Below are 15017 nucleotides of genomic sequence, written 5' to 3'. Positions count from 1 at the left end.
ATTGCTGATCGCATAAGACCTTTTCGGTTAATCTTCCATTGACGATATCTATTGGGCAGACACGTTAATAACGCATCTGCCCCTTGTTGATATACTTTATGATTAATTTTATTCTTTATCCTTAGCGTTGTTTTCGGAAGGTAATGGTGCACAATAACCAATAATCAACATAAACAAAGCGAGGCCAATAAAGGCTAATGCATTGGCCAATCTATCGAGTTCGTTGTAATCAACAAATATCGATTTTATGATAACTATCGCTTGAATACTTACCCCGGTATACCAAATACTCCGCTTTGAAAAATGATTGCCAATGATGACTAATATCACTGCACTTAACATCCAAAATAGTGAAATTGATACCTGTATGAAATTATCTTGCCATAAATAAAGAGCTGGCCAAACGGTATCTGTTGCTTGGGCTAAAGCATGCAGTAAAATACTATTTACCCAGAAAAAAATAAGCAAGTTAAGTAGTATCTTTGAAGTATTCAAAGAAATATTATCCGTATCTAATTGTAAAATATGTTCCTTAACTTTTATCCAAATGCCGAGCATTATTATGCCAAAAATGGCACAGGCCTCTAATGGATTAAATATTGGGATAACATAACCATGAATGATATCTCTACTCAAGATAAGTCCTACGGACAACTGGTATACTATCAAGATAACGACAGGCAGTAGAACGACTGTCCAATAATATTTCAAAAGTGATTGTTTTGTCGTGGTTTGGTACTTAATGAGTAGATAGAAAATTAAAATAATACAACTTTCACAAGTAATGATAATGCACCATTTCAGCGAATAACATTCTACTAATTGATTAATTAAATGCATTATCTCACGATAGAATCCAATGAAAATCATAAAAAATAAACTAAGATGCAATAAAATAAGTAATGCATGAATAGTTTGATTTTCTGATTGAACATTATTATTGGAAGTCAATTTTTTAAGACTATCTAAATAATAGTAACAACTAATTAGGGCAATAACCCAAACTAAATTCCAAATATCAAAATTTAAATAGTAGTAGTGATAGAATTTACTAAACAACAATATTGAAGGTATAACAAACCATAAAATAAAGACTGAATACCTGAGCGCTTGCCAATTAAGTATCTTGCCAAGTAAATACCATAACCAAGTTGACACTGTAAAGCCTAACAGATAAGGCATAAGTATTGATGGCATATTATAATTGGTAATTTTAGCTGCGCTAATTGCTATCATTGCAATCCATATTGCCATTGTAAAAACTAAATACCCTATTTTAATAAACATAACATAATCGATATTCTTTGCATAATAATGCCATAAACATCCGTTAGTTAATAAAGTTAAGCTAGTAATACTCAAGATTGAAATGGTTAAAATATTATTAGACTCTGTCGTTTCAATAGCCCCACATGTATAAATGAAACTTATGAAAATAATAATGATATTTAATGCAGCCATACGATAGCTTTTTTTAGATAACATTATCCAGCCCACTGCGCTTCCACCGAGTAATATAAACAAAGAAGTTAAAGACATATCGACGACGAATAGTATGATGAGTGAGCAAAAGGTAACACCAATAGCAAGCCATGATAAAAAGAGGTTTTTTTCAGATGTTAACCACAGACGAAATATAAGATAAGCGCCAATACTATAAAATAGGCCAAAAGCTAATGCTGAGACTAATGGTCCAAACTGCCATTGACAGGTAATGGAATATTGCAAAATAAAACCTATCAATGGTGTACCAAATAGTAAAATAAAATCAACCCGATCTGGATGACGTTGATGCGCCTGCGTTTTTGTCAAAGGTAATAAAGTCGCCAAAATACCGTAAATTAGCATATTAGCAATGATATATATCTGCCATTGTGTATAAATCTCAGGACGAAAGTGCTCTTTTAATATGAAAATTTGTGGAATAAAAGAGAAGAAAAAACCAATTAAAATAAGGATTCGCCAGGATTGAATAATATTAATAACCAAAATAAGACTTGATAATATTAGATAATAGCTAAATAACACAATCAAATTATCCAAGCTATTGGATAAAACCATGGGCGCCAGATAGCCACCGATAAACGCAATGAAAGTTAAAGTTTGCGCTTTTTGTAAAACAGCAAATAAAATATTGACTGCACAAATCAGTACTAACAATAGAAAAGCCAGTGTTAATGGTATAAATCCATACAATAGGTAGGCGGCAAAGGTAATAAGGTATAAAATAGCAATGGCACCACCTTGTAAAATAGCGGCATATATTTTACGTTTATGTCTTAATTTCCAACCAATTATTAATAAACCAAAACTGATAACTAACGCACCCAAAATTATTAACTCAGGGGTAATTTGTTGATGTTGAAAAATATAATTAAATAAAGAACTCAATCCTAAAAAAAGTATCGCAATACCCAGTTGAGTAATCTTATTTCCGATGATAAACCAACTAAAGAGCTTATAACTGAAACTAGTTTTAACTACTCGATGAGATTTATTGAGCTTATTTGCCGCTTTATTATTTTGATCACTATTTATAGATGAGGCGTGATGATTAATCTTTGTCTCTGTGGCTATTTGACTGGATTTGTTAGTACTATCTATTTGTGAGGTCATTGATAGTGATTGTTTATCTAAAGTTGCACAATCTAACGGCTTACAATTGTTTCTATCTGCAACGATATTCTCTAGCGTAAGCTGTGATAGCTTTTTTTGTAACTCAGCCACTTGTTCTTGTTGAACAGTAATATACTGTTTCAAAAAAGCAATAATACAAAGTAAAACAATGATGATTATAAAAACGAGTAAAGCAAAAATAAACTCCACTTTATTATTCCTTATATTTTAGAATGGGTACTAATGAATGATCTTTGTTTTAATTATTAGTTAGAAAAGAGGCTAATTTTTTATCTTAATCTACAGCAAATCCTTAATTACTCAATAGAATGATTAAATTTCATACTTACCTAATAATATTAAGCCGCTTAAAGAGCGTAACTAAAAGTATTTTGACTACAAAATATTGCAAAGCAATATATACAATATTGTATTGGATTTATCAGCATCGATTAATAAAACCAGACACTTTTTAGAAAAAATATCTGTTGTTTTAATTATAGCCAGCTCATTGACTTTCTTTTATAATATTGCTCTATTTTTACCTGTTTTGGCTTAAAAAGAGTACTTAGCATGAAAATTTTAGCTGGTTCTTCTGCTTTATCTGCATTTCGTATTAGTAAAATCCTATCCGCATGCCGTGAAAAATCGATTCCTGTTATCAATATTGAGGCGCAATATTTGCATTTTGTTGATTTAGTTGAGGAATTAAATTCAACTCAACAAGCAACGCTCGAAAGATTATTACAATATGGTCCTAAAAGCGCTCAAATTGATATTTTGGATAAATCCAACAAAACGCTATATTTAGTTACCCCAAGAACAGGAACTATTTCACCATGGTCTTCTAAAGCCACCGACATTGCGCATAACTGTGGTTTAACCCAAATCCATCGCATAGAGCGTGGCATTGCCTATTATGTTCAAGTTGATTCATCATTAACAGCGGCACAAAAAAGTGATTTTTTGGCACTCATTCATGACCGCATGATGGAAACGGTATTAACTTCTTTGGAACAAGCAGAATTATTATTTAAAGTTGAATCACCAGCACCTGTTACTACCATTGATCTGCTCGCGCAAGGTCGTAAGGCTTTGGAATTAGCAAATGTTAAACTAGGTTTAGCATTAGCACCTGATGAAATCGACTATTTAGTTGAAAGCTTCCAAAAACTTAATCGCAATCCAACGGATGTAGAGCTTTACATGTTTGCGCAGGCTAACTCAGAACATTGCCGACATAAAATATTCAATGCTGATTGGATTATTGATGGTCAAAAACAGTCTAAATCGTTATTTAAGATGATCAAAAATACATTTGAAAAAACGCCAGACTATGTTTCATCTGCTTATAAAGATAATGCAGCGGTTATGGACGGCTCTCAAGTCGGGCGTTTTTTTGCTGATAGTGAGAATCAAACTTACCAATATCATCAAGAATATGCCGATATTTTGATGAAAGTTGAAACCCATAACCATCCAACAGCAATATCACCTTGGCCGGGAGCGGCAACCGGAAGTGGTGGTGAAATTCGCGATGAAGGCGCAACCGGGCGTGGAGCAAAACCTAAAGCCGGTTTAGTAGGCTTTTCCGTATCTAATTTGCGCATCCCCAACTTTGAGCAGCCGTGGGAACAAGATTTTGGTAAACCAGATCGCATTGTGACGGCGCTTGATATTATGATTGATGGTCCATTAGGTGGGGCGGCATTTAATAATGAGTTTGGTCGACCTGCATTGTTGGGATATTTCCGTACCTATGAAGAACACGTTAACAGTTATAACGGTTATGAACTGCGTGGTTATCATAAGCCGATTATGCTGGCTGGAGGAATGGGAAATATTCGTCGTGAACACATTCAAAAAGGCGAGTTTCCTGCTGGCTCTAAATTGATTGTTTTAGGTGGGCCAGCAATGAATATTGGGTTAGGCGGTGGTGCAGCCTCATCGATGACATCGGGTCAATCTGATGCCGATCTCGATTTTGCCTCCGTTCAACGTGATAATCCGGAAATGGAGCGCCGTTGTCAGGAGGTGATCGACCGTTGTTGGCAGCTAGGCAAAGATAACCCGATATTATTTATTCATGATGTTGGTGCTGGTGGCTTATCCAATGCTATGCCAGAGTTAGTAAGCGACGGTGGTTGTGGCGGTCAATTTGAATTGCGTAAAATTTTGAATGATGAACCCGGCATGACACCACTCGAAATTTGGTGTAATGAGTCGCAAGAACGTTATGTTCTGGCAATACATCCTGATAGTCTAGATTTGTTCGATAAGCTTTGCCAACGTGAACGAGCGCCTTATGCGGTCATTGGTGAAGCCACTTTTAACAAATCAGTTAAGTTACATGATGAATATTTTAATAATAATCCGATCGATTTACCGCTGGATGTATTATTGGGTAAAACACCTAAAATGTTAAGAGACGTCAAAACTTATCAAGCGTCTGGTGATAATTTCTCAACTACTGACATAAATCTCTACGATGCTGTCAAGCGTGTATTACATTTACCCACTGTTGCCGAAAAAACATTTTTAATCACCATTGGTGACCGCTCTGTGACTGGCATGGTTGCTCGAGATCAGATGATTGGTCCTTGGCAAGTTCCGGTAGCGGATTGTGCCGTAACAACCGCCAGTTTAGATAGTTATTATGGTGAAGCTATGTCAATGGGTGAGCGTGCACCGGTTGCATTACTAAACTTTGCCGCATCAGCAAGGTTAGCGGTAGGCGAAGCCATTACCAATATAGCGGCAACCAATATTGGTGATATTAAACGCATCAAGCTTTCAGCTAACTGGATGGCAGCAGCGGGGCATCCCGGTGAAGATGCGGGGCTTTATCAAGCGGTTAAAGCCATTGGGGAAGAGCTGTGTCCGGCTTTAGGATTAGCGATCCCTGTTGGCAAAGATTCCATGTCAATGAAAACAACATGGCAACAAAATGGCGAACAAAAATCAGTGACATCGCCATTATCATTAGTTATCTCAGCTTTTGCGCGAGTTGAAGATGTCCGTAAAACAGTGACACCACAGCTCAGCACTAATATTGATAATACGTTATTGCTAATCGATCTCTCTAAAGGTCATCAGGCGTTAGGTGCCACCGCACTCGCTCAAGTTTATCGAAGTTTAGGACAAAAAACGGCCGATGTGCATGATGCTAAAGAGCTTGCCGCTTTTTATCAAGCAATACAAAGCCTTGTTGCTCAAGATATGCTCTTGGCTTACCATGATCGTTCTGATGGTGGATTAATTGTGACATTAGCAGAAATGGCTTTTGCAGGCCATTGTGGCATTGATGTTGATATTACTACACTAGGCCATGACTTTATTGCTTCGTTATTTAACGAAGAGTTAGGTGCTGTTATTCAAGTTGCTAATGATCGTTTAGATGATGTCATGGCTTGTTTTAATCGCTTTGGTTTATCGCATGCAGTTCATCTTCTGGGGCAAGCAAAAGTCGGACAACAATTTATTGTACGAAATAAATCAGCGGTCATTTATAGTGAATCACGTTTAACGCTTCGTACATGGTGGGCACAAACGACGTGGCAAATGCAACGTTTACGAGATAATCCGCAATGTGCTGATCAAGAGTATCAAACAAAACAAGATGAAAGCGATCCGGGGCTAAATGTAAAATTAACCTTCGATTTGCAAGATGATATTGCCGCTCCTTATATTGTTAAAGGCATAAAACCAAAAGTTGCCATTTTACGTGAACAAGGGGTTAACTCTCATGTTGAAATGGCAGCAGCGTTTGACAGAGCAGGTTTTGAAGCAATTGATGTCCATATGACGGATCTATTAAAAGGTCGAGTATCGCTAAATCAATTTAAGACGCTAGTTGCCTGTGGCGGATTCTCTTATGGGGATGTTCTAGGTGCAGGTGAAGGCTGGGCTAAATCAATACTGTTTAATGAACAAGTGCGTAATGAATTTGCACAGTTCTTTGAGCGAAATGACACATTATCGTTAGGGGTGTGTAATGGCTGTCAAATGATGTCCAATTTAAAAGATCTTATCCCCGGCGCTCAGTTATGGCCACGTTTTGTGCGAAATGTGTCAGAGCGCTTCGAAGCACGCTTTAGTTTAGTTCAAATCCAACAAAGTCCTTCTTTACTGTTTAGCGATATGGCTGGCTCACATATGCCAATCGCTGTTTCGCATGGTGAAGGGCATGTTGAAGTGAAAGATGAAGCGCACCTAGCTAATTTAGAAGCGTCAAACTTAATTGTTTTACGTTATATCGATAACTTTGGGCAAGTTACTGAGCAGTATCCTGCTAATCCAAATGGTTCACCAAATGGTATCACAGCGGTAACGTCGCAAGATGGGCGTGCAACGATTATGATGCCTCATCCTGAGCGGGTATTTAGAACTGTGACCAATTCTTGGCATCCTGATAATTGGGGGGAAGATAGCCCTTGGATGCGCATATTCCGTAACGCGCGTAAACAACTTGGATAATAAAATCGCCGACACTTTGTCGGCGATACTATATCATTGGTCATAAAACCATTAAATTTTAGGTGGCTGTTTTTGCCTGTCAGTAAGTGGCTTAGCTAAAAGGGTATCCATTTTTCGTAATAACTGATCAGTTGTTTCCCAACTAATACAAGCATCCGTTACTGATACCCCATATTTAAAGTTTTCTTTGGGTTGCTCAGAAGACTGATTCCCTTCATTCAAATTACTTTCAATCATCACACCAATAATTGAGTTATTGCCATGTTCAATTTGCTCAATAATTGAGTTGGCCACAATGGGTTGGTTGCGATAATCTTTATTTGAATTAGCGTGGCTACAATCGATCATTAAGTTTGGTAATAGCCCGGCTTTTTGCATTTGAATTTCACACAGTGCGACATTTTCAGCATCATAATTAGGTGTTTTGCCACCACGTAAAATGACATGACCATGTGGATTGCCTAATGTTTGTAATACAGTTACTTGACCTTGTTGATTAATACCTACAAAACGATGCCCCATTGAAGCCGATTTCATGGCATTAATTGCGACATCTAAGCTACCGTCAGTCCCATTTTTAAAACCGACAGGCATTGATAGACCCGATGCCATTTCCCGATGTGTTTGCGATTCCGTTGTTCGTGCCCCAATAGCTGCCCAACTAATCAAATCGCCAATATATTGGGGAGTATTAGGATCTAATGCTTCTGTTGCAATAGGTAAACCAATTTTTGTGATATCAAGAAGTAACTTACGCGCTTTTTTTAGACCATGCTCAATATCAAACGAACTATCCATATGGGGATCGTTTATCATCCCCTTCCAACCAACAGTCGTTCTTGGTTTTTCAAAATATACTCGCATAACGATAAATAGGTTATCTTTAACTTCATCGGCAAGCTTCTTAAGTTTATGAGCATATTCTATTGCTGCCTCAGGATCATGTATCGAGCAAGGACCACAAACAATAAGTAATCGGTGATCACGACGTTCTAAAATATCGACAATCGTTTGACGAGAAGATGCAATTTGATTTTCTAATTCAACTGACAGTGGGTAAAGCTTTTTTATTTCTTCTGGTGTTACCAACATATGTTCGTCATGGATTCGGACATTATTCAGTGTATCTTTTAACATTTTTATTTTCCTTGTTAAAATCATTCAAATATTTTATATGTAAAATATTAATTACATAAACGCTCATTATGTAAACACAAAAATACATATCAGTAAACTAAATTTTTGGAATTTTACATAATTTCGAATTTCTTATAGATTAAACTATATAATTAAACTCTTTTTTATAGATGATAACCTGATAAAAAATAACTTAAAGATATTGGATGTAATGATATGTTTACATTTTGATTGGTTAATTCTTTGTTTAGTGTATTTATTCTAATCGATCGCTTTTACTATTTTATCGCTATAATGTGTTGAAAGATTAATTCTAGGAATCAGTAAAATGAATCAAGATAAGTGTGTACTTAATTTGATGGGCACAAAAATTCAAATCTGGCTACAGCATGACAGCCCACAACAGATATTAAACGAAGCTCAAAAGCGATTAATTGACTATGAGCGCCGATTTAGTGCTAACAATTCGAGTTCAGAACTGATGCAAGTTAATCTTAATGCCGGTATCAAGCCGGTAAAATTACAATCAGATCTTTTTACCCTCATCAAAATAGGTAAAACGCATAGTTTGGCTGAAAATAGTTTTTTAAATATTGCTATAGGTCCGCTAATTCAAGCTTGGCGGGTAGGATTTGCAGATGCACGTTATCCTTCAAAAGCAGAGATCGACCAACGATTACAACTCATTGATCCTAATGACATTATCTTAGATGACACAAATCAGTCGGTATTTTTAACAAAACCAGGCATGGCAATTGACCTTGGTGCATTAGCCAAAGGCTATTTTGCTGATAAAATTATTGCGTTTTTTAAACAGCAACATGCCAAATCAGCTTATATCGATTTAGGAGGCAATGTATTAACTTTTGGCGACTGTCCTTTTCATGAGGATGGATATTGGCAGGTTGGCATTCAAAATCCATTTTTAGCCAGAGGCAATGTCATTGCTGCTTTGAAAATCAAGAATCAGTCGGTGGTAACTTCGGGCATTTATGAACGAACATTTTGTTATAACGGTAAAACTTATCACCATATTTTTGATAGCAAAACCGGTTATCCTGTTCAAACTAATGTAGAAAGTATAACTATTGTGAGCGAGCATGCGCTTGATGGCGAAATTTGGACAACACAACTGTATGGCAATGATGCCAGACAAGTTATTCAGCGGATAAACAAAATGGCAAATATCGAAGGAATGGTTGTGACCGTAAATCGTGAATTTGCGAGCTCAAAAGGGTTGTTGATTTAAATTTAATTAACTGGTTTTATTTAACTTTTAAATTATTGGTCTGTTCCTTTTTATCAAAAGATGATACAAAAAGTTTGATCAGCTCCTTTTCTGCAACACTAAGCGTTTTATTGGCAGAGTATGCAATAAAATAACTCAGTGAAATGAGTTCCAAAGGTAATGGAATCAAGTTGTAAGCAACATCATCCGGTTTATTATTGATGCTGACACTTTCCGGTATAAAAGTCACACCAACCCCTTTTTTGGCAAGCTCAACAATCGTAAAAATATTACTACTTTCCAATATGATGTTTGGTTGGATTTTATATTTTTGAATGAGATATTCAATTTGATGTCGAATGGTGGAACCGTGTGAAGTTAGCAGTAGCTTTTCTTGTAATAAACCTTTCATAAACTCATGATTATAAGCAATGTTTTTGGCATTTTTTTGATACAATTTTGAGCTTTCCGGTATCAGTGCATAGTAACAGTGTTTACCACATTTATGACTGATTAAATTTGGTGAAATCGTTTCAGCGTTTTGCCCGATAAAAAAATCGAGTGTTTGATTTTCGGTTTTTTCTTCACTATTTTTGGGGACATATTCGTGTAATTCGATCTTTATATTGGGAAACTTTTGCATAAAAGTCGGTAAAAATAGCGGTAATAAATAAGTACCCAGGCTGGGTAAGACGCCGATTTGAATAACAGTATAGTTGTTGTCAGTATATTTTTGGATTTTCTTTCTAAATGTTTCTTGTTTATCGACTAATGAAGCAAGATATTCATAGTAGATTTTTCCAGCTTCGGTCAATTGTAACGGTGTTGTCTGCCGGTTGATAATTTCGGTACCCAGATCACTTTCAATTTTTTTGATAGTTTGGGTTAAATATGATTGTGATATATACAGATTTTGGGCGGCTTTAGTATAATTGCCGTGCTTTAGTAAAACATCAATATATTGCAACATAATAAGTGAATTAATTTTAGCCATTCTAGTTATCTCGCTCTATCCCACTTAATTATAACAAATTACTTATAAGTCTATAATTAATCAGCTATTTCACAAATATTTTTTTCTGTTCTACACTAGCTTACATAATCATTTGCACATTAGTCAACATACTTAAAATAACAATAATTGATTCTATCATTTTGTGCCATTTGCGAAAGAATTTGTATTATAAAATATTGATATTAAAAAATTGTGCCGAAAGGTACTAAGTGAGGTTTTAAAGTGAAATTTGTTGGTATAGTTGGGACGAATTCCGATCGTTCCACTAATAGAAAATTACTCCATTTTATGAAAACGCATTTTGCCGATAAAGCAGAAATTGAAGTGTGCGAAATTAAATCATTACCTGCATTTAATGAGCCAAGTGATAAAACACCACCGGCCGCAGTTCAAGCGTTATCCGATAAAATTGAGGCGGCTGACGGAGTCATAATTGCAACGCCAGAATATGATCACTCAATAACAGCAGCATTAAAAAGTGTTATTGAATGGCTTTCTTATACAACTCGCCCTCTCATTAATAAATGTGTCATGATTGTTGGTGCCTCTCATGGCATGCTTGGTTCTTCAAGAGCACAAGCGCATTTGCGCCAAATTTTAGATGCGCCGGAATTAAAAGCACGTATTATGCCTAGCTCGGAATTTTTGCTAGGGCAATCGTTACAAGCTTTTGATGAGCAAGGTAATCTTGTTTATGCCGATAAAGTTAAAGAATTGGATGAGTGTTTCGATGAATTTTTATTATTTGTGGAATTAACAAATAAGTTACTGCAAACAGGTAAATTTAATACTGAACAAAATAAAAAATTTAGTTGGAAACAAGCGGCAGAAGAAGGAGCATCATCATGAAATTAATCGGAATTGTAGGCACGAATGCTAAAGAGTCTTATAACCGTATGTTGCTGCAATTTATGCAACGACATTTTGCCAACAAAGCTGAAATTGAACTATTAGAATTGACCGATGTGCCAATGTTTAATGAAACAGATGATCAATCTAATAGCCCTGTTATTCAAAATTTTAATGAGAAGATTATGCAAGCAGACGGCGTGATTATTGCCACGCCAGAGCATAATCACTCTATACCTTCAGCCTTGAAAAGTATTATTGAATGGTTGTCTTTCAATTTACATCCTTTTGACGGTAAGCCCGTTATGATTGTTGGTGCATCTTATGATGTGCAAGGATCATCACGCGCGCAACTTCATTTGCGTCAAATTCTTGATGCGCCAGGCGTGAATGCTACGGTGATGCCGGGGTCTGAATTTTTACTCGGGCGCGCTCATCAAGCTTTTGATGAAGAGGGCAATTTGAAATCTGAACGTACCATTGATTTTCTCGATAGCTGTTTTTTACGTTTCTTACGTTTCACACAAGTTGTTAACTTACTTAATGTTCCTGAAGAAATCAGCTATGAGCCGGGAAAATATAGCGTGACAGCACCGGGACATAATGGCGATTTGCCGATGATTGTTACCCTATCGAGCGATCGCATTGAATCGATCGATATTGATACGCAAGGCGAATCAGAAGGTATTGCCGATGTCGTATTTAAACGTATTCCGTCTCAAATTCTGGAAGGTCAAACGCTCAATGTTGATCTTATATCGGGTGCTTCGGTAACCAGTAATGGGGTGATTGATGGGGTTGCCAAAGCAATTAAAATGGCTGGTGCTAATCCTGATGTGTTACGAAAAAGACCGAAAGCCCCAAGTGCAGTTGATAATAGTGATGCGCTATATACCACCGATGTGGTTGTCGTGGGTGCCGGAGGTGCCGGTTTATCAGCCGCAGCCAGTATTTTACAAGAAGGTAAAAAGGTCATCGTGGTTGAAAAATTCCCGGCTGTTGGCGGTAATACCGTTCGAACAGGGGGGCCAATGAATGCGGCAAATCCTAAATGGCAAAACACGTTTAATGCTATTGCTGGAGAAAGCCACACGCTATCAGAAATCGTCGCTATTGATGAAACGACGATTGATCCGGAGTATCTGGCAGACTTTAAAGCTTTAAAAGATCAAATTAATGCCTATTTAGCAGAAAATAAAGATAAAACCGGTTACTTGTTTGATTCGCCATTGCTTCACCGAATTCAAACTTATCTGGGCGGTAAACGAACAGACCAGCTCGGTAATGTGATTTATGGTCAATATGACCTCGTTAAAATCTTAACTGATGAAGCGCTAGAATCAGTTAAATGGCTCGAAGATATTGGCGTTGAATTTGATAAACATGATGTGACTATGCCCGTTGGCGCGTTATGGCGTAGAGGTCATAAACCTTTAAAAAGCGAAGGTTATGCGTATGTTTCTGCGTTACAAAAATATGTCGAAGATCATGGTGGCATCATCATTACTGATACAGCCGTTAAAGAGTTAATTGTCGATAATGGGCATGTTTGTGGTGTGATTGGTCAAGGTCTGAATAATAAAAAAGTTACCGTGGAAGCTAAGGCGGTTATTCTGGCTTCTGGTGGCTTTGGCGCCAATACCAAAATGCTCAAACAGTACAACACGTATTGGACTGAAATTGATGATGATATCAAGACCTCTAACTCTCCTGCGATTACCGGTGATGGAATTCTATTAGGGCAAAGTGTTGGTGCTGATTTAGTTGGTATGGGATTTTCACAAATGATGCCTGTTTCTGACCCTGATACCGGTGCTTTGTTTAGTGGATTACAAGTGCCGCCGCAAAATTTTATTATGGTTAATAAACAAGGTAAGCGTTTTGTTAATGAGTATGGTAGCCGGGATAAACTCACTCAAGCAGCTATTGATAATGGTGGATTATTTTACTTAATCGCCGATGAGGCCATTAAAAAGACAGCTTATAATACTTCGCAAGAAAAAATTGATAAACAAATTGCCGCTGGCACACTGTTTTGCGCCGATACTTTAGAGGAATTAGCCGAAAAACTGGGTATGGATGCGCAAGTCTTTAAACAGACAATTACCAATTATAACGCCTATGTCGATGCAAAATATGATCCTGAGTTTGGTAAAGATGTGTTCGATTTAAAAGTCGAAATTGCCCCATTTTATGCCACGCCAAGAAAACCGGCAGTGCACCATACCATGGGCGGACTAAAAATTGATACCCAAACACATGTGCTTGATGAAGCTGGGCATCAAATCTCTGGTTTATATGCTGCCGGGGAAGTCGCAGGCGGAATTCATGCAGGTAATAGACTCGGTGGTAATTCATTAACAGACATATTTACGTTTGGTCGAATTGCCGGAAAAACAGCATTAAAGGATTTAAGTTCAAGAATGGAGTCTAATTATGGTGACGGAAAATAAGTATACTAATCGATGGCTTATACTCATTGCATCAACCTCTATTTTACTTTGTACCGGTGCAATTTATGCTTTCAGCGTGTTTGCAGGTCCTTTAAGTATCGAAAAAGGTTGGAGTATGTCAGAGGTCATGACTGCCTTTGCAATTAATTCGGCAGTCGGTCCGATCCCAATGATTCTCGGTGGCTTTTTGACTGATAAGGGACTGGCAAAATGGTCGAGCGTTTTAGGTGGATTACTCTTTGCGCTTGGCTTTGTATTGACTGGTTTTGTTACCTCGCCTTTCATGCTTTATATTACCTATGGTTTATTAAGCGGTTTTGGGCAAGGGCTTGCTTACTCGGGATGTTTAAGTAATACCATTAAATTTTTCCCGGACAAAAGGGGGCTTGCTTCCGGTATTATTACCGCCGGTATGGGCGGTGCAGCAATTATTGCTGCACCTATCGGAAATGCTTTAATTGAACACTATGATGTGCTTAGCGCATTTAAGTTTTTAGGCTTTGCTTATATGGTTGTCATTATCATAGCAAGTTTATTCATTAAAGTTGCGCCCGCCAACTATCAACCTGCGGGTTGGACACCGGCCAATAATCAACAAGCTAAAGCTATTGTGAATAAAAATTGGCAACAGATGCTTAAAACGCCATATTTTTACCTCATATTTTTTATGTTAGGTGCCGGCGCTTTCTCCGGATTAATGATAGCCTCAAATGCATCTGGCATTGGGCAAAAAATGTTCGGATTAACGTCGGCTATTGCGGCATTTTATGTCAGTTTGTATTCATTAAGTAATTGTGCCGGGCGAGTGGTATGGGGAACGGTATCAGACAAACTAGGGCGTAACAAAACGTTAGATATCATTTTTTCAGTTATCATCCTAGCTTTTGTTTCATTTTTATTTATCCCCTCTCAAATTGGCTTTGCCATAGGTATTATTGCACTCGGTTTATGTTTTGGTGGTGTTATGGGCGTTTTTCCGCCAATGGTAATGGAAAATTATGGCCCGATTAATCAAGGCGTGAATTATGGTGTTATCTTTATTGGCTACTCATCGGCTGCTTTCTTTGCGCCAAAATTAACAGCAGATATCTTGGCCAATAACGGTGGAAATTATACTAACGCCTTTTATGTGGCAATTGGGGTTGCATTTATTGGCTTAGTATTAAATATGATTTATAAATGGGTTAAAAAAAGATAAGGTAATTTTGCTTAGCAAAATATAAAGTAAAAGGAGTACATCAAT

8 protein-coding genes are annotated in these 15017 nt (G+C 37.1%); 5 read left to right on the top strand and 3 right to left on the bottom strand.

Annotation, left to right across the window (positions count from 1 at the left end; all coding sequences use genetic code 11):
• Positions 1–108: 108 nt before the first annotated feature.
• Positions 109–2826 (bottom strand): DUF2339 domain-containing protein, encoded by a 2718-nt coding sequence (locus tag J3U74_RS06585; RefSeq protein WP_267329476.1) that lies wholly within the window; start codon positions 2824–2826, stop codon positions 109–111.
• Positions 2827–3189: 363 nt separating this feature from the next.
• On the opposite strand from J3U74_RS06585, the gene purL reads away from it, so the two are divergent.
• A complete protein-coding gene (purL, locus tag J3U74_RS06580; RefSeq protein ID WP_267329477.1) occupies positions 3190–7092 on the top strand; it encodes a phosphoribosylformylglycinamidine synthase in 3903 nt (1300 codons plus the stop codon).
• 51 nt (positions 7093–7143) lie between these two features.
• Here purL and J3U74_RS06575 read toward each other — a convergent pair whose 3' ends face one another.
• Positions 7144–8229, bottom strand: coding sequence for a 3-deoxy-7-phosphoheptulonate synthase (locus tag J3U74_RS06575; protein ID WP_220218724.1), 1086 nt, complete (start codon positions 8227–8229; stop codon positions 7144–7146).
• A gap of 328 nt (positions 8230–8557) precedes the next feature.
• Here J3U74_RS06575 and J3U74_RS06570 point away from each other — a divergent pair, with 328 nt between their 5' ends.
• A complete protein-coding gene (locus J3U74_RS06570; protein ID WP_267329478.1) occupies positions 8558–9478 on the top strand; it encodes an FAD:protein FMN transferase in 921 nt (306 codons plus the stop codon).
• A gap of 16 nt (positions 9479–9494) precedes the next feature.
• On the opposite strand, the gene J3U74_RS06565 is transcribed toward J3U74_RS06570, so the two are convergent.
• Positions 9495–10451 carry a LysR family transcriptional regulator gene (locus J3U74_RS06565; RefSeq protein WP_267329479.1) on the bottom strand — a complete coding sequence of 319 codons (957 nt, stop codon included), beginning with the start codon at positions 10449–10451 and terminating at the stop codon, positions 9495–9497.
• Between the two features lie 243 nt (positions 10452–10694).
• Between J3U74_RS06565 and J3U74_RS06560 the strand changes: the two genes are divergently transcribed.
• From J3U74_RS06560 to J3U74_RS06550, 3 genes are read left to right on the top strand one after another with little or no spacing between them, the layout of a single operon-like run.
• On the top strand, positions 10695–11321 hold the full coding sequence (locus tag J3U74_RS06560; RefSeq protein ID WP_220218727.1) for an NADPH-dependent FMN reductase: 627 nt from the start codon (positions 10695–10697) through the stop codon (positions 11319–11321).
• Entirely contained in the window at positions 11318–13774 is a 2457-nt protein-coding gene (locus tag J3U74_RS06555) for a flavocytochrome c (RefSeq protein ID WP_324099760.1), read from the top strand. The genes J3U74_RS06560 and J3U74_RS06555 overlap by 4 nt, the downstream gene beginning before the upstream one ends.
• Entirely contained in the window at positions 13758–14972 is a 1215-nt protein-coding gene (locus J3U74_RS06550; RefSeq protein WP_220218729.1) for an OFA family MFS transporter, read from the top strand. Before J3U74_RS06555 ends, J3U74_RS06550 begins: the two co-directional genes overlap by 17 nt.
• The last annotated feature ends 45 nt before the right edge of the window (positions 14973–15017 follow it).

The organism is Gilliamella sp. B3892 (assembly GCF_026536305.1).
In the GTDB taxonomy this organism is placed as follows: Bacteria; Pseudomonadota; Gammaproteobacteria; order Enterobacterales; family Orbaceae; genus Gilliamella.
This window is presented reverse-complemented; position numbering and strand designations above follow the sequence as displayed.

What these genes read in the sequence shown, in the direction of transcription:
- J3U74_RS06565 (WP_267329479.1), bottom strand. Translation starts at nt 10,451, where the DNA reads ATGGCTAAAATTAATTCACTTATTATGTTGCAATATATTGATGTTTTA.
- J3U74_RS06570 (WP_267329478.1), top strand. Translation starts at nt 8,558, where the DNA reads ATGAATCAAGATAAGTGTGTACTTAATTTGATGGGCACAAAAATTCAA.
- J3U74_RS06575 (WP_220218724.1), bottom strand. Translation starts at nt 8,229, where the DNA reads ATGTTAAAAGATACACTGAATAATGTCCGAATCCATGACGAACATATG.
- J3U74_RS06550 (WP_220218729.1), top strand. Translation starts at nt 13,758, where the DNA reads ATGGTGACGGAAAATAAGTATACTAATCGATGGCTTATACTCATTGCA.
- J3U74_RS06555 (WP_324099760.1), top strand. Translation starts at nt 11,318, where the DNA reads ATGAAATTAATCGGAATTGTAGGCACGAATGCTAAAGAGTCTTATAAC.
- purL (WP_267329477.1), top strand. Translation starts at nt 3,190, where the DNA reads ATGAAAATTTTAGCTGGTTCTTCTGCTTTATCTGCATTTCGTATTAGT.